The organism is Dryocola sharpae (genome assembly GCF_051307055.1).
In the GTDB taxonomy this organism is placed as follows: Bacteria; Pseudomonadota; Gammaproteobacteria; order Enterobacterales; family Enterobacteriaceae; genus Dryocola.
Genome location: NZ_CP149994.1, coordinates 277,291 through 295,781, shown reverse-complemented (window position 1 = coordinate 295,781; position 18,491 = coordinate 277,291). Strand labels below are relative to the sequence as shown.

The following is an 18,491-nucleotide window of genomic DNA, read 5'->3' as shown; positions in this document are numbered from 1 at the left end:
TGCGTTGGATGCTCAAATCTATGAGTTTGGTCGCGGTTAACAAGCAATAAACAACCCTACAATCTCAGGTAGTACAAATTGGCTAAGGAGCAGTGACATGCGAGTTAAAGGTATAACCCCGCAGGATCTCAAGGCTTATGGTATTAACGATGTGAGTGAAGTGCTTTATAACCCCGATTACGACACTCTGTATCGCGAAGAGCTTGATCCCAGTCTGGAAGGCTTTGAACGTGGCGTAGAAACCAACCTCGGCGCCGTCGCCGTCGATACCGGCATCTTTACCGGACGCTCACCGAAAGATAAGTACATAGTTCGTGACGATACTACCCGTGACACGCTCTGGTGGGCGGATAACGGCAAAGGCAGGAACGACAACAAACCCCTCTCAGAGGAGACCTGGCAAAGCCTTAAAGGTCTCGTCACCCGGCAGCTCTCAGGCAAACGCCTGTTCATCGTCGACGCGTTCTGCGGCGCCAATGCAGATACCCGTCTTTCGGTACGTTTTATTACCGAAGTGGCCTGGCAGGCCCATTTCGTTAAGAACATGTTTATCCGCCCAACCGAAGAAGAGCTGGAAACATTCGAACCCGACTTTGTGGTGATGAACGGCGCCAAATGCACCAACCCAAACTGGCAGGAACAAGGGCTGAACTCCGAAAACTTCATCGCCTTTAACCTTACCGAACGGATGCAGCTTATTGGCGGCACCTGGTACGGCGGCGAAATGAAGAAAGGGATGTTCTCCATCATGAACTATCTGCTGCCGCTAAAGGGCATTGCTTCGATGCACTGCTCGGCTAACGTCGGCGAAGCGGGCGATGTCGCCGTGTTCTTTGGCCTGTCTGGCACCGGTAAAACCACCCTTTCCACCGATCCCAAACGCCGCCTGATTGGCGATGACGAACACGGCTGGGATGACGACGGGGTATTTAACTTCGAAGGCGGCTGCTATGCGAAGACCATTCGCCTGTCTGAAGAAGCCGAACCGGATATCTTCCACGCGATTCGCCGCGATGCGCTGCTGGAAAACGTCACCGTACGGGCAGACGGCTCCATCGACTTCGACGACAGCTCAAAAACTGAAAACACCCGCGTCTCGTACCCGATTTATCATATCGACAATATCGTCAAGCCAGTCTCCAAAGCGGGTCACGCCACCAAGGTTATCTTCCTGACCGCGGACGCGTTTGGCGTACTGCCGCCGGTTTCCCGCCTGACGGCGAACCAGACCCAGTACCACTTCCTGTCCGGCTTCACCGCTAAACTCGCAGGCACCGAGCGCGGCGTAACCGAGCCCACGCCAACCTTCTCAGCCTGCTTTGGCGCAGCGTTCCTCTCGCTGCATCCGACTCAGTACGCCGAAGTGCTGGTGAAGCGTATGCAGGCCGCAGGCGCGCAGGCTTATCTGGTTAATACGGGCTGGAACGGTACGGGCAAACGTATCTCCATTAAGGATACGCGCGCGATTATTGATGCGATTCTGGATGGCTCGCTTGACGAGGCGGAGACCTTCACGCTGCCAATGTTTGACCTGGCGATCCCGACGGCGCTGGCCGGCGTCGATACCCGCATTCTGGATCCGCGCAGCACCTACGCTTCGCCAGAGCAGTGGCAGGAGAAGGCCGGACAGCTGGCTAAGCTGTTTGTCTCTAACTTTGAGAAGTATACCGATACCCCGGCAGGTGCGGCGTTGGTGAGCGCAGGGCCTAAGATTTAAATCGTTCGCCATTCGAAAACAGCTAAAAAAAACGAACCCCGGAGGGTTCGTTTTTTGCGTCAGACCGGCTTACTTTCCCTGGCCTGATGGACGACTTTGCTAATCGGCAAAGGCAAATAAGCCCTGATCCGCAAACCGCCCCGCTCGCTAACGCCAATATCCAGAATGCCGTTATGGTTGTCGACAATACGCTGCACTATCGCCAGCCCAAGCCCGGTGCCGCTGGTGCTGCGCGCGCTGTCGCCGCGCACAAACGGCTGGAACAGATGTTTAAGCTGTTCCGGCTTAATGCCCGGGCCGTCATCTTCCACCTGGAACCAGGCGCGATTCAGCTCGCCGCCGCTGCTGACCTTGATCCAGCCATTGCCGTAACGAGCCGCGTTCACCACCATATTGGCCACGGCGCGTTTAATCGACAGCGGGTGAATATTCACCGGCAGCTCGCCTGCCTGCAGCGCGGTCTCAATCTCGCGTTCATAGCCGCTTTCGGCCGCAATCACTTCGCCCAGCACGCTGTTAAGATCCGCAGTTTCCAGCGGCATTTCCTGGCCTGTGCGCAGGTAGTCGATAAACTGCTCGATAATCGCGTTACATTCCTCGATATCTTTATTAATCGACTCGGCAAGATAGCCGTCTTCCTGACCCATCATTTCCGTCGCCAGACGAATGCGCGTCAGCGGCGTGCGCAGGTCATGACTTACGCCCGCCATCAGCAGCGTGCGGTCATCCGCCAGCTGCTTAACGCCCGCCGCCATATGGTTGAACGCTCGCGTAACAGAGCGCACCTCCGAAGCACCATATTCACGCAGCGGCGGAGGAATAATTCCTTTCCCCACCTGCAGGGCGGCATGTTCCAGATCCACCAGCGGCCGGTTTTGTATGCGGATAAACAGCCACGCGCCGCCTATCGCCAGCAGCATAATCGCCAGCGTATAGCGGAACAGCGGCGAGAAATCGCCCTGATGAATTTCCGTCAGCGGCACCCGCACCCAGATATTCGGCGACAGCCAGGTTTTCAGCCATACAACGGGCGAGCTTTTGTTGACCTCAACGCGCACTTCCGTCGGGCCGCCCAGCTGCTGCGCCATTTGGTGACTCAAAAATTCATAATGCTGCGCCCAACGCAGGCCCGCGTCTTCCGCCGCCTCGTTGGAATAGAGGGAGATCCCCAGCTCGCGGTAAATCTCACGACGAAAAGCCGGCGGCACCACCAGCTGCGTGCCGTCTTCAAGCTGCAGCTTATCGGTCATCAGCATACGGACTTCGTAGGCGAGGACTTTATTAAACTGCTGCAGGCTCGGCAAAATCGCGAAGTTGAGCACCACGAGGTAGGTCGTCACCAGGCTGACGAACAGCAGAGTGACGATCAGGAGCAGCGTACGGGCAAACGAGCTTCTGGGTGAGAAGCGGACTCGCCTCATGCCTTAGAACCGTCCGGCACGAATACGTAGCCCAGGCCCCAGACGGTCTGGATATAACGCGGGTGCGCCGGGTCTTCTTCCACCATGCGGCGCAGACGGGAGATTTGCACATCAATCGAACGCTCCATGGCGCTGTATTCGCGACCGCGGGCAAGGTTCATTAACTTATCGCGGGACAGCGGCTCACGCGGGTGGCTCACCAGCGCTTTGAGCACGGCAAACTCACCGCTGGTTAGCGGCATAGGCTCATCTTCACGGAACATCTCACGGGTGCCGAGGTTCAGCTTAAATTTGCCGAAGGCAATGACCGCCTCTTCCTGGGAAGGCGCGCCCGGCAGCTCGTTCGCCTGGCGACGCAGCACCGCCCGGATGCGGGCCAGCAGTTCACGCGGGTTAAAAGGTTTTGGAATGTAGTCATCGGCGCCGATTTCCAGGCCGACAATACGGTCGACCTCTTCGCCTTTTGCGGTAACCATGATTATCGGCATCGGGTTGCTCTGGCTGCGCAAACGACGGCAGATAGAGAGGCCGTCTTCGCCAGGCAGCATGAGATCCAGCACCATCAGGTGGAAGGACTCACGGGTTAACAGGCGATCCATCTGTTCTGCGTTTGCCACACTACGGACCTGGAAGCCCTGCTCTGTGAGATAACGCTCTAACAGCGCGCGCAGACGCATGTCGTCATCCACAACCAGAATTTTATAATTCTCTTGCATTCTTATTACTCCCAAAGGCTCGAACAGTTGATTGCGTATTCTTAAAAAACTGCGTCAATACGACCAGACAAATCTGGTATATATTCTAGTCGAAATTGTTACAAAGCATATTAAACAGTCGGTTATAGCGGTTTTTTTACTAAAACGATGAACTGCCTCGCACATTATCGGGATTGCCATCACCCTGATTTATCGGTTTAAATCACCATATTGTTATCCAGGCTGCAGGCCCAACGATGAAAACGCCATTGATTACCCGCGAGGGCTACGAAAAGCTCAGGCAAGAAAAGGACTATTTGTGGCGCGAAGAGCGTCCGGAAGTGACCAAAAAGGTGACCTGGGCGGCGAGCCTTGGCGACCGCAGTGAAAATGCTGACTACCAGTACAACAAAAAACGGCTGCGCGAGATAGACCGCCGGGTACGTTATCTGACGAAATGCCTTGAGAACCTTAAAATCGTCGATTATTCGCCCCAGCAGGAGGGCAAAGTGTTTTTTGGCGCCTGGGTCGACATTGAAAACGACGAGGGCAGCCAGTTACGCTTTCGCATCGTCGGCTACGATGAGATTTTCGGCCGCAAGGATTACATCTCCATCGACTCGCCCATGGCTCGCGCGCTGCTGAAAAAAGAAGTGGGCGATTTAGCCGTAGTGCAAACCCCCGGCGGAGAAGCCCATTGGTACGTCAATGAGATTGAGTATGTGAAATAGCGCCCGTATCAGCCACAGAATCCTCCTGTTCCTCGTAGCGAAGGCGCTGTGGCTGGCATTTTGGCCCTCCAGTCCGTATAACTGTCCTCTGAAATTTCCGCACTAAACGCACTACACAGATGATAAAGCCATGATGAATGATTCACTCTGCCGCATTATTGCCGGTGAGCTAAAGGCCAGAAATGAACAGGTTGCAGCAGCCGTCCGCCTGCTCGACGAAGGGAATACCGTGCCGTTTATCGCACGTTATCGTAAGGAAGTTACCGGCGGTCTCGACGACACGCAGCTGCGCCAGCTGGAGACGCGCCTGAGCTACCTGCGCGAGCTGGCCGATCGCCGCCAGGCCATTCTGAAATCTATCGCCGAGCAGGGCAAGCTGAGCGACGAGCTGGCGGCCGCCATTAACGGCACGCTGAGCAAAACCGAGCTTGAAGATTTGTACCTGCCGTATAAGCCAAAACGCCGTACCCGCGGGCAGATTGCAATCGAAGCAGGCCTTGAGCCGCTGGCGGAAACCCTGTGGAACGAGCCGTCGCGCGAACCTGAGCAGGAAGCCGCTCGCTACATCGACGCGGACAAAGGCGTTGCCGATACCAAAGCCGCGCTTGATGGCGCTCGCTACATCCTGATGGAGCGCTTCGCGGAAGACGCCGCGCTGCTGGCAAAAGTGCGTAACTATCTGTGGAAGAACGCCCATCTGGTTGCCAACGTGGTCAGCGGTAAAGAAGAGGAAGGCGCAAAATTCCGTGACTATTTTGACCATCACGAACCCATCGCCACCGTTCCTTCTCATCGCGCGCTCGCCATGTTCCGCGGCCGCAACGAAGGCATTTTGCAGCTTGCGCTGAATGCCGATCCGCAGCACGACGAGCCGCCGCGTGAAAGCTACTGCGAACAGCTGATTATCGACCATCTCTCCCTGCGCCTGAACAATGCCCCGGCAGACGCCTGGCGTCGCGGCGTGGTGAGCTGGACCTGGCGCATTAAGGTGCTGATGCATCTGGAAACCGAACTGATGGGCACCGTGCGCGAGCGCGCCGAAGAAGAGGCGATCAACGTCTTTGCCCGCAACCTGCATGATTTATTAATGGCCGCGCCTGCTGGCCTGCGCGCAACCATGGGCCTCGATCCGGGTCTGCGTACCGGCGTTAAAGTGGCGGTTATTGATGCGACCGGTAAACTGGTCGCCACCGATACGATTTATCCGCATACCGGGCAGGCGGCGAAGGCCGCCGCTGCCGTTGCGGCGCTGTGCGAGAAACATAACGTCGAGCTGGTGGCTATCGGCAACGGGACGGCGTCTCGCGAAACCGAGCGTTTCTTCCTTGATGTGCAGCAGCAGTTCCCGAAAGTGACCGCGCAGAAAGTCATTGTCAGCGAAGCGGGCGCCTCCGTTTATTCAGCTTCTGAACTGGCTGCCCTGGAATTCCCGGATCTGGACGTTTCGATTCGTGGCGCGGTATCTATCGCCCGCCGCCTGCAGGACCCGCTCGCCGAGCTGGTGAAAATCGATCCGAAATCCATCGGCGTCGGCCAGTATCAGCATGACGTCAGCCAGTCGCAGCTGGCGAAGAAGCTGGACGCCGTTGTGGAAGACTGCGTAAACGCCGTAGGCGTGGATCTGAACACCGCCTCGGTGCCGCTGTTAACCCGCGTGGCGGGCTTAACGCGCATGATGGCGCAGAATATCGTTAACTGGCGCGACGAAAACGGCCGCTTCCAGGATCGCCAGCAGCTGCTGAAAGTCAGCCGTCTGGGACCAAAAGCCTTTGAGCAATGCGCGGGCTTCCTGCGTATCAATCACGGCAATAATCCGCTGGACGCCTCCACCGTGCACCCCGAAGCCTATCCGGTTGTTGAACGCATTCTGGCAGCGACAGAGCAGGCGCTTGCCGATCTTATGGGCAACGGCGAAGCGCTGCGCGGCCTGAAAGCGAGCGAGTTTACCGATGAACGCTTCGGTGTACCGACGGTGACCGACATTATCAAGGAGCTGGAAAAACCAGGCCGCGACCCGCGTCCGGAGTTCAAAACCGCGAAGTTTGCCGACGGCGTGGAAACCATGAACGATCTGATGCCGGGCATGGTGCTGGAAGGGGCGGTTACCAACGTTACCAATTTCGGCGCCTTTGTGGATATCGGCGTGCATCAGGACGGTCTGGTGCACATCTCTTCCCTTTCCGATAAATTCATCGACGACCCGCATAAGGTGGTAAAAGCCGGCGATATCGTCAAAGTGAAGGTGATGGAAGTGGATCTTGCCCGCAAGCGTATTGCCCTGACTATGCGCCTTGACGAACAGCCTGGTGAAAGCAGCAACCGCCGTGAGCGCGCGCCGCGCGAGCAAAACAACGCTCGCCGACCGGCCCAGCAGCAGGCCAAACCGCGCGGACGGGATAACGCCAGCAGCGGCAACAGCGCGATGGGCGATGCGCTGGCCGCCGCGTTTGGTAAAAAGAACTAATCTTCCGGCGGACGATCCAGCCTTTATCCGCCCTGTTCACACCCAGGACAGGGCGGATATAACTCATAATTAACGTACATTGCTCCTGACTCTTTACGCCCATCCATTAATAATATTTTATTATCAGCACATATTATTTCTCAGCTAATAAAAAACGTTTTCTGCTGCATGTTTAAATAAGAAACCAGTCGGCAGCATTTATGTAACACATGAAATATCAATGCAACATTAACTCAGGAACTAATTAGATAACTACACGGCTTGTTTCATTTAATAATGAAAAATGCGCGCCCGTTCATAAAATAGTTATTGAAGATAGAAACCATTCTCATTATCATTGTTTTGTTTATTATTTCTCCTTTACCGCAAAAGAGTTGGCTTTCACGGCGCTTCGTGCGCGCCGGTGAATACAGTGGCCCCGTCAGTAACAAATCAGAGTTTTGCTCTAAGAAGGTCCTATGAATTTTTTACCGAACAGCGCGTGGAAAATTACCGGCTTCGCCCATGAAATAAGCCCGGCCTATCGACAAAAATTATTATCCCTTGGCATGTTGCCCGGCTCTTCTTTTAACGTTGTGCGCGTGGCGCCGCTTGGCGATCCGGTTCATATCGAAACACGCCGCGTCAATCTGGTGTTACGTAAAAAGGATCTCGACTTACTAAACGTCGAAGCCCTGGCCTGATAAACGGGACGGGCATTCGTGCCCCGGTTTTTACTCTCTTTAGTTCATAAAAAAATGAAAAACTTAACCATAGGTTTAATCGGTAACCCTAATTCAGGCAAAACCACGCTGTTTAACCAGCTTACTGGTTCGCGGCAGCGCGTCGGCAACTGGGCAGGGGTCACTGTCGAACGAAAAGAAGGGCAGTTTTCAACCCTGGCCCATCAGGTCACGCTGGTTGATCTACCCGGCACCTATTCCCTGACCACCATCTCCTCACAAACCTCGCTCGATGAGCAAATCGCCTGCCACTATATTTTAAGCGGCGATGCCGATCTGCTGATAAACGTCGTGGATGCTTCAAACCTTGAGCGCAACCTCTATCTGACGCTACAGCTGCTGGAGCTGGGCATTCCCTGCATCGTTGCGCTCAATATGCTCGATATCGCCGAGAAGCAAAATATTCGCATTGATATCGATGCCCTCGCCGCTCGTCTGGGCTGCCCGGTGATTCCGCTGGTTTCTACGCGCGGACGCGGTATTGAAGGGCTGAAATTAGCTATCGATCGGCGCCAGCCAAACGCCCGCTCGGAGCTGGCGCTCTATCCGCAGGCGCTGCTTGCAGAAGTGGATAACCTGGCGGCGGACATGGCGGAAGAGATGCCCGCGCAGCAACGCCGCTGGCTAGCGCTGCAAATGCTGGAAGGAGACATCTACAGCCAGGCTTTTGCCGGCAGCGCGGCGGATAAGCTGGCAAGCGTAAACAGCCGGCTTGCCAGCAGCATCGAAGACCCGGCGCTGCTGATTGCCGATGCGCGCTACCAGTGCATCGCCGCCATCTGCGACACGGTGAGCAATAGCCTGACTGCCGAGCCGCACCGTCTTACCGCCATGATGGATAAAGTTATCCTCAACCGCTTCCTCGGCCTGCCGGTGTTTATGCTGGTGATGTACCTGATGTTCCTGCTGGCGATTAACATCGGCGGCGCGCTACAGCCTATTTTCGACGGCGGCTCCGCCGCTATCTTTATCCACGGCATTCAGTGGCTTGGCTATACGCTGCACTTCCCGGCCTGGCTGACCATCTTCTTCGCCCAGGGGATCGGCGGCGGGATCAACACCGTGCTGCCGCTGGTACCGCAAATCGGCATGATGTACCTGTTTCTCTCTTTTCTTGAAGATTCCGGTTATATGGCACGCGCGGCGTTTGTCATGGACCGGCTAATGCAGTCTCTTGGCCTGCCGGGCAAATCCTTTGTACCGCTAATTGTGGGCTTCGGCTGTAACGTGCCGTCGGTGATGGGCGCGCGTACTCTGGATGCGCCACGTGAACGCCTGATGACCATCATGATGGCGCCGTTTATGTCCTGCGGCGCACGTCTGGCGATCTTTGCGGTGTTTGCGGCGGCGTTCTTCGGCCAGCAGGGCGCGCTAGTCGTCTTCTCGCTCTACATGCTCGGCATCGTGATGGCCATTCTTACGGGCCTGATGCTTAAGTACACCATCATGCGCGGTGAGGCCTCGCCGTTCGTGATGGAGCTGCCCGTGTATCACGTGCCGCATCTGAAAAGCCTGCTGCTGCAAACCTGGCAGCGCCTGAAGGGCTTTGTGCTGCGCGCGGGTAAAGTGATCGTTATCGTCAGTATTTTTATCGGCGCGCTCAACAGCTTTTCGTTTAGCGGCAAACCCGTGGACAACATCAACGACTCAGCGCTCGCCTCCGTCAGCCGGATGCTGACCCCGCTGCTTAAACCTATTGGCGTGCACGAAGATAACTGGCAGGCAACCGTAGGCCTCTTTACCGGGGCGATGGCGAAAGAAGTGGTCGTCGGCACGCTGAACACCCTCTATACCGCTGAGGACATGCACAACGAGGAGTTTGACGCGGCCAGCTTCAGCCTGCTCGATGAGCTCGGCGGCGCCGCAGATGAAACCTGGCAAAGCCTGAAAGAGACCTTCAGCCTGAGCGTGCTCGCCAACCCCATAGAAGCCAGCAAGGGCGACGGCGAGATGGCTTCGGGCGCCATGGGCGTGATGAGCAGCAAATTCGGCAGCGCGGCGGCGGCCTACAGCTACCTGATTTTCGTGCTGCTTTATATTCCGTGCATCTCGGTGATGGGCGCGGTGGCCCGCGAATCAAGCCGCGGCTGGATGACCTTTTCCGTGCTGTGGGGGCTGAATATCGCTTACTCACTCTCAACGCTCTATTACCAGAGCGTGTCATTCAGGGCGCATCCGCAATACAGCCTGATCTGCATCCTTGCGGTGGTGCTGTTTAACGTCGTACTGATTAGCGCACTGCGCCGCGCGCGCAGCCGCGTGGATGTCAGCCTGCTGGCGACCCGTAAAACTGCCGCTGTCGCCTGCTGTGAAGCCAGCACCGGCGAGTGCCACTAAGGGGGAAGCATGGCGAGCTTAATCGAAGTTCGTAACGCGCTGGCGCTGCAGGGCCGCCTGGATGCAGCACAGATAAGCCAGCAGCTTGCCACCCCGCTTCCGCTGGTTAACGCCATGCTGGGGCGTTTAGAAGCCATGGGTAAAGCGATGCGTATGAAGGAAGAGCCAAATGACTGCCTGACCGGCAGCTGCAAAAGCTGTCCGGAAGGCAAGAAATGTATCCGCGAAGTGTGGACGCTGGCTGGCTGATAACAAAAAAGGCGGAATTTTTCCGCCTTTTTCTATCAAAATCTATCCGTAAACGCCCGCCGTGATCCCGACAGATATTCTTACTCCTCCAGAAGATTTTTCAGCCTGATTAACGCCGAACAGAAGTCTTCAGGATGGGAGATAAAGGGCGCATGGGCCGCTTTTGGGAAAATAAACGATTCGCTTTGCGGGTAACGCTCATCGAGCAAAGCCGCGACTTTACGCGACACCAGGCCGTCAAGATAGCCGTACAGGCGCAGGAAAGGCATCTGCAGCGCCGTAAGCTGTTCGCGTAAATCGGCGCTCTTCAGGATCTCCAGACCGCCATTGAGCACCTCCACCTCCGGCATCGGCTGCTCAAGCACTACCGCTTTTAACGCACGGGCGTCCTGACGCGCGGTTTGCGTGCCCAGCGTCTGCAAAGCAAGGAAGCGCTCAACGGTACGCTGAAAATCCTCGCTTAGCTGCTGTTGAAAACCAGCCAGCACTTCAGGTTTAATTCCCGGCCAGTCTCTCTGCGCGCTGAAGCAGGGTGATGAGGCGACGGTCACTAGCGCGCGAACGCGTTCAGGATGAGTCAGTGCAATCTGGCTTGCAACCAGCCCGCCTAAGCTCCAGCCAAGAAAGACGGCTTGTTCCGGCGCCTGCGCCAGCACGATGTCGGCCATCTCAGGCAGCGTCAGCGCGCCAAAACCCTGACTGCGGCCATAACCCGGCAGGTCGACCAGCTGTAAACGAAACTGCGGGCTTAATTCCGCGCTTATGCAATGCCATACGCCGGCGTTCAGCCCCCACCCGTGCAGCAGCACAAGATCGATTTTTCCCTCACCTTTTGTCTGCCACCAAAGTTCGCTCATCGGTTACCGTCTCGTTTTTAAATGTATGGAGCGAATATGCTAACAATCCCGGGGCTATGTTGGCTATGTCGTATGCCGCTTGCCTGCCCGGCATGGGGCATCTGTTCACGCTGTAGCGCGGCCTTATCCAGCCCCGCCTGCTGTGAACGCTGCGGGTTACCCGCCGCGCAAGGCGTAACGCAGTGTGGCCGCTGCCTGCAAAATCCGCCGCCGTGGGACAAGCTGATTTTTGTCACCGATTATCAACCGCCGCTTAACGCCCTCATCCACCGGCTAAAATTTACCGGCGCTACGGCCCTTGCCCCGGCGCTGGCGCGGCTGATACTGCTAAAAGTTATGGCTGCTATACGCGCTGGCGCTGTTGTAAAACCCGAAGCGATCGTCAGCGTGCCATTACATTCCCGTCGCGCCTGGCACAGAGGCTTTAACCAGTCCGCTCTGCTCGCGGCCCCGCTGGCGCGCTGGCTGCAATGCGACTATCAGCGTGCGTCAGCCAGGCGAATCCGCGCCACGGCAACGCAGCATGAGCTAAGCGCGAGGCTGCGCCGCGGCAATCTCAAAGGCGCATTCAGGGTTGAATTCCCGGTGGCGGGCCGCCATATGGTTATTGTGGATGATGTCGTCACGACGGGCAGTACCGTGGCAGAAATTGCACAACTGCTGAAAAAGCAGGGGGCTGCGACTATCCAGGTATGGTGCCTTTGTCGAACCTTGTAGACCCTCGATGATGGGCGTATTATAACCGACTAAAATAGTCAACTATTGAGCAATCGTTATGATCCGTATTTCCGATACTGCACAATCTCACTTTGCCAAACTGCTGGCAGGTCAGGAAGAAGGGACGCAAATCCGCGTATTCGTTATCAACCCCGGTACTCCTAATGCGGAGTGCGGAGTGTCCTACTGCCCGCCGGATGCGGTTGAAGCAAGCGACACGGCGTTAAAATTCGAGCAGCTGACCGCGTATGTCGATGAACTGAGCGCGCCATACCTTGAAGACGCAGAAATTGATTTTGTTACCGACCAGCTCGGCTCTCAACTGACGCTGAAAGCTCCTAACGCCAAAATGCGTAAGGTTTCCGACGACGCCCCGCTGATGGAGCGCGTGGAGTATATGCTGCAGGCAACCGTTAATCCGCAGCTGGCAGGCCATGGCGGCCGCGTTACGCTGATGGAAATTACCGATGACGGGCTGGCTATTCTGCAGTTCGGCGGCGGCTGCAACGGCTGTTCAATGGTTGATGTGACGCTGAAAGAAGGTATTGAGAAACAGCTGCTGGCTGAGTTCCCGGAACTGAAAGGCGTTCGCGATCTGACCGAACACCAGCGCGGCGAGCACTCTTACTACTGATAAGCACCATCAAGGTGGAGGCTGTCTGTACTCCTCCACCTGACAAACAGCCGGCGCGCCAGTTACGCCGGAGCGTTGACCGCCGCGCCACGCTACCTGTTTATGAATGAGTGCTTAATTCATCCTTTTAAAACCGCGTCCGCAATAAATTACAGCCTTTCCTTCCCAGGTCATAAAAACCTGATTCTCCGGACTACTTACTTCGGATAAATTGCCCTGCGTTCTTTTCTTTGAGGATGACGATAAGCTGCGCGGTAATCATCCTGCCATATATGGAGCATTCAGACCGTATCGCGTATGCTTTTTTCTCTGTAGCAGGCAGCAGAAATTTATAACCTTTAAAAATTAGTTCAGAAAGCGTCGTGCGCTGCTGTAAAATGGCGAAGAGCGAAGATTTTCGATTTTATCAATTGCTGTTCTTTTATAATAATAGATCTTTTTTATATCACAGCCCATATGGTTTGCAATTTGCTTTGTTTTAAGATTAGCAGAATAACCTCTTAATACGGAAATCTCACTGTTGCTCAAACTGAATGTACGTGCAGCCACTGCGGTCAAATTCACATTAAAGTGGCTTTCAAACTTAGTAATCTTGTTGATAATAATTCCCCATAACGAGTTTAAATCTTCAAGGGCAATTTTTTTGCTAAACATGCCATCAACCTGAGGTTGTTTTACAAAATCGGTGGCCAGAGAAAAGAGGAAAATTCTGGACTGAGGGTGGTGTTCTTTAATCGACAAGACATCTTGATTAATATTTATGATGATCTGAGGGCTATTAAGCGGATCATAAATAATAACATCGTAGGGCGTCTCGCTTTCATTTAATGCGTTTACATCAGCGAAGCTGGATATATTAAGATTGATATTGTCCTTTTTTGCCAGGAGTATCAGCTGAGACAGGCCGATCTTCGTAAACTCACAGGAGTCGATTAAAGCGACGCTGATACATTTTGGTGTTGTTTTCATTTTGCATTCTTCCTTGCGTTTGCACCTGTCCTTATAAGACAGGGAATAAATTATAATTTTAAAAACTGGAATAAATTCAGAAAGGATCCAATATAAACAGATTCTTTTTAGCGACACACCTGCTTAACGAATAATACGGAAACAGTGGCGTCACTGGATAATAATCATATCGCTCACCTCGTTGCTATTCAATACGATGTTTTATGAACTATTATCTGGTAAATTTAACTTATCTTAATATTATCTGAATAATATTTTTAAATATATTCCTGACCCTAAATTCATTTGATTATAAAAGGTCACAGGATCTGTAAAAATAAGCTATATTTCGGCATCATGCCTGCTTGCTGCAGGATTGCAGATTCACTACCGGCAACTTTATTTTTTTAGAAAAAGGTCATGCACCGCCAGCTTAAGAACGTGCGGCCGCCAGCTGATTATTGAGTCTTCAGGACAAAACAGACTATATGACTCAGCAATATTAATAGCGATAATGAAGGAAAGGGACATATGCAAATAAACAAAATCAGAATAATCTTTTCTGAACTTATAGAGGTAACGGTGCCACTTTAAAATAGCGGGATCGCAGCAGGTGCGGCATCCTGACGGGCCCGCCTGAGTTCTGACGATCCTGTTGCTAAGGAGTAGAAAGCAGGCGCCTGTCGCTTCACAGCTTTTCTTATATGAGTAGCCGCTTTTAAGTTAAGAATAAACCGGACGCATGCCATGCTGCACTGGCAAAGCAGTGTACGGCCTTATCTTCTTATTCATGAAGTCACCTGTTTTGCGCTTGAGCACAGATGCCGCTCCTCTTCAGTAATGCTCAGATGACTTCATTTTTGCAAACGCCGGCGGTCTGTTTTTCAGCCCGGATAATCAATGCGCCCTGAAATTCTCAAACAGGCTGTTCAGCTGGATGCTACCCGCATCCAGTGAAGCCTTATCTTTGAACAGCGAAGAGAAAAGCATAATATTGCCCGGGACTCTTTCTGCCAACACAATATATTGCCAGCAGGTAATGCTTTCAACAGGCATAAAAGAAAACGTCAGCATTACGACTTTAGAAAAAACTGCCGTGGGGTCTGCCGCCAGCAAAGAAAGCTGCTGATAATTTTTGCATTTCGACGCCAGTATTTTCAGCTGCCCCTGCAAATACTGCTCAAAATCCATTCCGGAGACCGGATAATCGCGGCTGATATTAACGGCCTGTCCTGAAGCAAGGGTGATAATATTCAGGGTTTGAGACTTTGCATCAACCGGAAGATGGAGGATGCCCTCAGAACATATGCAAATCTGCGTCATTAACCTTACCTCTGTATTACTTATAATCAATATTATAAAAAAGCACCGCCTGTACGTCGCCGGCAGACAGGTCCATCCCCGTTGCGTAGTACCTGGCGCGAAGAGGAATAGTTACCTCCTTCAGCCTCTTTTCAAAGTTTCCTATAATAAAGTCTTCACCCGGCACAACGGGAATATAATTAGCGCCGTTTGCACCCTGCAGCAGCTGCAAAGCAATATCCTTAGCATTCTCCCCTGTATTAATATTCTTCCAGTGAAAAAGCCCCTGGCTGGTCATCTCCGGGATGCTGTCACCCGTAATTTTCATCAGGATATTTTGCGTACTCCACAGGTCGGAGTTACAAATAATGCTAACCATAAAATCTCTGCTGGGTGTTTCAATGGGTCCTGCGGAACGTATATTATTTATGCTGAGCGAATCAAGCGTGGCTGAAAAATTACCGCTGTCCTTTACTTCGCATGTCTGGGTGGTAAAAGTTAATTTTTTTGCACCTTTCATGAAATACTGAATGCTGCCGTCATAGGCGTCACCAATATCGAAAAGGACGGTATCAACCTTCGCGTTCAGCGTATTGTTTTCTCCGGTTTTCACCAGCTCAACGGTGACATTGACGGTAACCCGATCAAGATAGCTATTATCAATACTTTCGTGAATCCAGGGGGTTGTTGTTTTAATGCCGGTACCAAATGCTTTCCTGGATGTCCCCCGATCGCCATTGATCGTTACATAAACCGTCAGGCCGCTATTACTCCCCAGGATATCTGACAAATTCTTCCGCGTAACAAATATTTCCTCAGCTTCAGTGCTCCAGGAACCGCTGTTATTCATATCTTTGCCGCACCATACGCTAATTTCCATATCCTTACGATAGAGAATCGTACCCACCGGTGCGCTGGCATTAATACCATTGGGCATATCGGTATTAAAGTTAAGACCTGAGTTGTTGAGAAAGGGTGAGTCGGTGCCGCATTTCAATACTGCCTGCGCCGGAAGCGTTACAGACGCCAGCGCCATAACAAACACAAACAGTAAGCCGTTTAGCTTAAACATAAAATTATTCCTTTTCGCGTTCATCGAAGCCATTCCTGGTTCAACTGTTCCTCGAAGAAGTATCCTGAGCGAAAGCCAGATTCTGCTTCATACCCGGATCGTCACCATCACAAACGGTGTTCAGCCGTTCAATGCCCCTGTCAGATGAGGATTCCCCCAGGCTGATATCAAAGGCGCAGGAGAACTGCTGCTTGTTTCCCCAGTTGATATTGAGTCGATCGTTTCCAGGGTTTAGCCGGGCGTAGATTTGACCTCCCTGAGCCACTACGCCGATATTTTCACCATGTCTGTCTCTCACCGATGCGCCAAACGGCAAGGCGTCACCCTCTGGTGTTGTGGCGCGAATAAGAACCATTCGGCCTTTTCTTGTCTCGTAATCCAGCTTTACGATTGCGCCCTGCGTCGGGGCGATTTGCTTGCTGGTGGCATTAAGCTCAACGTCAAACGGCAGGCCTTTAGGGTCGATGGCGACGTTATTAATACGGTACGGCGTCAGGTAAGGCACAAGGGCATAGCCCCGGCGGTTTAGCTTCACGCCGGCGTATCCTTCCACGCTGGCGCCTGCGGCATCTTTCGCCGAGACGATCGCCATTGTGTTCAGTCCGTCATAGGGGCTGGTGACAATGCCATCAGAAAAGGCTACGACGCTTCCGCTCAGGCCGGTAGAGTAACTGTGATAGGATTTCCCTTTGGAGAAGCTGCCGTTTAGCGTGGCATCGCGGAACTTATAGGCGCCGCTGACGTTGCCGGCATAGTTATTGCCGATATCTCGTCCGGCCGATACGTTGTAACTCAGCCGATCCTGCTCTCCAAGTATCCCGCTGACGCCAAGCTGTGAAGAGACGCCACGATTATCTATCGTCGTGTAGCTGTTCAGGTTCGGCGTATGGCGCCCGCTTCCCAGCGGAACGGAGAAATTAAGCAGATACTGCGTTTCTTTTTCGCGGCTGCGCGTTTCCGTGCGGCTGACAGCTAATCCATAGCCCAGCCATTTATAGCTGTTGTTATATCCCGCCTGGTATTGTGTATTGCTGCCGACATTATTCCAGTAATTTTCGCGGTAGCCCGAGACGTAAAGCTGGCCAAAATCGTTACCAAGATCCTGACTTAACGTCATGGAAAAACGGTTACGAGGGCGGTTGATGGCAGCATAGCTGGCGTTGAAGTTGTTGTGCTTCATGTCATCTGCCAGGTAGACGGCATTATGCAGATCGAGATAACCGGAGGATGAAAAGCGGTATGCCGCTAACGAGAAGCTACTGCGGGTCGTCGTAATATATTTGCTGTAACTTGTGCGAAAGCTAATCCCGTTCTGCGATTGCTCGTCTTTATTAAAGCGTGCGCCGGTAATATCAAAAGCAAATGCCCCTACGGGCGTACCCAATGCCGAGCCCACAATGCCTGCATAATAATAATCCGTTGCCGTAACCCCGGCATAAGCGGTTATGGCGTTGTTAATCCCCTGCTTCCAGGTGCCCTGAAATACGTAAGGTTCATCAGAAACGTTAAAATCCCGCAAACGGCCTAACATCAGGTTATAGTTGCTACGCCCCGGACGCAGAAGTTCTGCCACCGACGAGAAGGGAACAGAGAAACTGTTCCGGGTGCCGTCGGCTTCGGTCACGGTGACCTGAAGATCGCCGCCGTAGCCCGTTGGATAAAGATCCTCAATGGCAAATTCCCCAGGCGGAACGGAAGTTTCATAGATAACGTGGTCACGCTGTTTGATAGAGACTTTCGCGTTAGTTCGCGCTATTCCACGGACAACGGGCGCGTAGCCGCGCAAAGAATCCGGCAGCATTTGATCCGCCGTAGCAAGCTGTACGCCACGGAAAGAGAAGGAGTCGAAAAGCTCGCCCGAGGTATTGGCATCGCCGAGCAAAATGCGTGAATTCCACGCCGGAATATCACGCTGCAGGTTGGTCGAAAAATCATTATATTTATCGCCATTACGGTCATCCCAGCGATAAGCCCCCGCGTGTTTGAGCATCCAGGCACCCAGATTCAGGCTGCCTCTGACGTCGCCATAAAAAGATTTATTAACGTTATGCTGGCTGTGCTGTTCAAAATAGGTTGTGTTGTAGCTCAGATAAAGCGCTTTTTCCCCGTACGACCACATGGAGGGCGGCACATATCCACGTGCAGTCTGATTCAGATAAGCCTGGGGAATATTAATATCAAGGCGCATATCCGAAATGTTCAGGCGCGCATAAGCCCCCGGCACAAGAGTTTCAAGTTCACGACAACCGGCTTCGCTATTTAGCGCGAGAGGGCTCTCTTTCGGCAGGCGAGTCGTGTTCAGGTTAAGACGCGTTAACAGCGACTCATCAAAACATAAATGAGATTTTTCATTATCGCCACGTACGGAAACCGACGCACGATCGATGAGTTGCCCGTTAAGATAAATATCAGGAGTATAATCCCCCGGCGTCACCCGATATTCACCATTAAAACGACTGACATCCACTGCCTGACCAACCGTGTCGTTTAAAAAAGCCGGATTGAAGGTGACGTCGGCCAGCGCGCTTCTGAATGGCGCCCCCCCTATTACGGCAATAATACTGGCGGACACCAGAGAAAGTTTAAATCCTTTAAGCTTTGAATAGTGCATAATCACGTCCATGC

The 18,491-nt window shown here is 53.2% G+C and carries 15 protein-coding genes; 8 read left to right on the top strand and 7 right to left on the bottom strand.

The features are described 5' to 3' along the window. Positions 1-97: 97 nt before the first annotated feature. On the top strand, positions 98-1,717 hold the full coding sequence (gene pckA, locus WLO31_RS01295; protein ID WP_435928722.1) for a phosphoenolpyruvate carboxykinase (ATP): 1,620 nt from the start codon (positions 98-100) through the stop codon (positions 1,715-1,717). Positions 1,718-1,776: 59 nt separating this feature from the next. Here pckA and envZ read toward each other — a convergent pair whose 3' ends face one another. Beyond that, positions 1,777-3,138, bottom strand: coding sequence for a two-component system sensor histidine kinase EnvZ (gene envZ / locus WLO31_RS01290; RefSeq protein ID WP_435928721.1), 1,362 nt, complete (start codon positions 3,136-3,138; stop codon positions 1,777-1,779). Beyond that, positions 3,135-3,854: an osmolarity response regulator transcription factor OmpR gene (ompR, locus tag WLO31_RS01285; RefSeq protein ID WP_001157751.1), complete on the bottom strand. Its 720-nt coding sequence runs from the start codon at positions 3,852-3,854 to the stop codon at positions 3,135-3,137. The genes envZ and ompR overlap by 4 nt, the downstream gene beginning before the upstream one ends. Before the next feature lie 236 nt (positions 3,855-4,090). Here ompR and greB point away from each other — a divergent pair, with 236 nt between their 5' ends. The 5 genes from greB (at position 4,091) to feoC (ending at position 10,336) form a co-directional block, all read left to right on the top strand. Beyond that, positions 4,091-4,564: a transcription elongation factor GreB gene (gene greB / locus WLO31_RS01280; RefSeq protein WP_435928720.1), complete on the top strand. Its 474-nt coding sequence runs from the start codon at positions 4,091-4,093 to the stop codon at positions 4,562-4,564. 130 nt (positions 4,565-4,694) lie between these two features. Then, positions 4,695-7,028 (top strand): Tex family protein, encoded by a 2,334-nt coding sequence (locus WLO31_RS01275; RefSeq protein ID WP_435928719.1) that lies wholly within the window; start codon positions 4,695-4,697, stop codon positions 7,026-7,028. Between the two features lie 458 nt (positions 7,029-7,486). Then, the gene (gene feoA / locus WLO31_RS01270) at positions 7,487-7,711 is read left to right on the top strand and encodes a ferrous iron transporter A (RefSeq protein ID WP_435928718.1); all 225 of its coding nucleotides are present in this window, start codon (positions 7,487-7,489) and stop codon (positions 7,709-7,711) included. 54 nt (positions 7,712-7,765) lie between these two features. Beyond that, positions 7,766-10,087: a Fe(2+) transporter permease subunit FeoB gene (gene feoB / locus WLO31_RS01265; RefSeq protein ID WP_435928717.1), complete on the top strand. Its 2,322-nt coding sequence runs from the start codon at positions 7,766-7,768 to the stop codon at positions 10,085-10,087. Positions 10,088-10,096: 9 nt separating this feature from the next. Continuing rightward, complete coding sequence (feoC, locus tag WLO31_RS01260; protein ID WP_435928716.1) at positions 10,097-10,336, top strand: [Fe-S]-dependent transcriptional repressor FeoC; 240 nt, start codon at positions 10,097-10,099, stop codon at positions 10,334-10,336. 80 nt (positions 10,337-10,416) lie between these two features. Here the strand turns inward: feoC and bioH are convergent, their stop codons facing one another. Continuing rightward, positions 10,417-11,193 carry a pimeloyl-ACP methyl ester esterase BioH gene (gene bioH / locus WLO31_RS01255; protein WP_435928714.1) on the bottom strand — a complete coding sequence of 259 codons (777 nt, stop codon included), beginning with the start codon at positions 11,191-11,193 and terminating at the stop codon, positions 10,417-10,419. Positions 11,194-11,229: 36 nt separating this feature from the next. Here bioH and gntX point away from each other — a divergent pair, with 36 nt between their 5' ends. Both gntX and nfuA read left to right on the top strand, forming a co-directional pair. After that, positions 11,230-11,910 carry a DNA utilization protein GntX gene (gene gntX, locus WLO31_RS01250; RefSeq protein ID WP_435928712.1) on the top strand — a complete coding sequence of 227 codons (681 nt, stop codon included), beginning with the start codon at positions 11,230-11,232 and terminating at the stop codon, positions 11,908-11,910. Between the two features lie 58 nt (positions 11,911-11,968). Beyond that, positions 11,969-12,544 carry a Fe-S biogenesis protein NfuA gene (gene nfuA, locus WLO31_RS01245; RefSeq protein ID WP_271124172.1) on the top strand — a complete coding sequence of 192 codons (576 nt, stop codon included), beginning with the start codon at positions 11,969-11,971 and terminating at the stop codon, positions 12,542-12,544. Positions 12,545-12,889: 345 nt separating this feature from the next. Here nfuA and WLO31_RS01240 read toward each other — a convergent pair whose 3' ends face one another. The 4 genes from WLO31_RS01240 to WLO31_RS01225 all read right to left on the bottom strand — a co-directional run bounded on the left by WLO31_RS01240 (position 12,890) and on the right by WLO31_RS01225 (position 18,477). Then, entirely contained in the window at positions 12,890-13,513 is a 624-nt protein-coding gene (locus tag WLO31_RS01240; protein WP_435928710.1) for a DNA-binding response regulator, read from the bottom strand. Between the two features lie 876 nt (positions 13,514-14,389). After that, a complete protein-coding gene (locus tag WLO31_RS01235) occupies positions 14,390-14,815 on the bottom strand; it encodes a DcrB-related protein (RefSeq protein ID WP_435928708.1) in 426 nt (141 codons plus the stop codon). A 16-nt stretch (positions 14,816-14,831) separates the two neighbouring features. Further along, the gene (locus WLO31_RS01230) at positions 14,832-15,866 is read right to left on the bottom strand and encodes a fimbrial protein (RefSeq protein WP_435928707.1); all 1,035 of its coding nucleotides are present in this window, start codon (positions 15,864-15,866) and stop codon (positions 14,832-14,834) included. Positions 15,867-15,906: 40 nt separating this feature from the next. Further along, positions 15,907-18,477: a fimbria/pilus outer membrane usher protein gene (locus WLO31_RS01225; protein ID WP_435928705.1), complete on the bottom strand. Its 2,571-nt coding sequence runs from the start codon at positions 18,475-18,477 to the stop codon at positions 15,907-15,909. Between the last annotated feature and the right edge of the window lie 14 nt (positions 18,478-18,491).

Bases quoted from the DNA above. Each gene is read 5' to 3' on its own strand.
- pckA (WP_435928722.1), top strand. From the start codon at position 98: ATGCGAGTTAAAGGTATAACCCCGCAGGATCTCAAGGCTTATGGTATT.
- envZ (WP_435928721.1), bottom strand. From the start codon at position 3,138: ATGAGGCGAGTCCGCTTCTCACCCAGAAGCTCGTTTGCCCGTACGCTG.
- ompR (WP_001157751.1), bottom strand. From the start codon at position 3,854: ATGCAAGAGAATTATAAAATTCTGGTTGTGGATGACGACATGCGTCTG.
- greB (WP_435928720.1), top strand. From the start codon at position 4,091: ATGAAAACGCCATTGATTACCCGCGAGGGCTACGAAAAGCTCAGGCAA.
- WLO31_RS01275 (WP_435928719.1), top strand. From the start codon at position 4,695: ATGATGAATGATTCACTCTGCCGCATTATTGCCGGTGAGCTAAAGGCC.
- feoA (WP_435928718.1), top strand. From the start codon at position 7,487: ATGAATTTTTTACCGAACAGCGCGTGGAAAATTACCGGCTTCGCCCAT.
- feoB (WP_435928717.1), top strand. From the start codon at position 7,766: ATGAAAAACTTAACCATAGGTTTAATCGGTAACCCTAATTCAGGCAAA.
- feoC (WP_435928716.1), top strand. From the start codon at position 10,097: ATGGCGAGCTTAATCGAAGTTCGTAACGCGCTGGCGCTGCAGGGCCGC.
- bioH (WP_435928714.1), bottom strand. From the start codon at position 11,193: ATGAGCGAACTTTGGTGGCAGACAAAAGGTGAGGGAAAAATCGATCTT.
- gntX (WP_435928712.1), top strand. From the start codon at position 11,230: ATGCTAACAATCCCGGGGCTATGTTGGCTATGTCGTATGCCGCTTGCC.
- nfuA (WP_271124172.1), top strand. From the start codon at position 11,969: ATGATCCGTATTTCCGATACTGCACAATCTCACTTTGCCAAACTGCTG.
- WLO31_RS01240 (WP_435928710.1), bottom strand. From the start codon at position 13,513: ATGAAAACAACACCAAAATGTATCAGCGTCGCTTTAATCGACTCCTGT.
- WLO31_RS01235 (WP_435928708.1), bottom strand. From the start codon at position 14,815: ATGACGCAGATTTGCATATGTTCTGAGGGCATCCTCCATCTTCCGGTT.
- WLO31_RS01230 (WP_435928707.1), bottom strand. From the start codon at position 15,866: ATGTTTAAGCTAAACGGCTTACTGTTTGTGTTTGTTATGGCGCTGGCG.
- WLO31_RS01225 (WP_435928705.1), bottom strand. From the start codon at position 18,477: ATGCACTATTCAAAGCTTAAAGGATTTAAACTTTCTCTGGTGTCCGCC.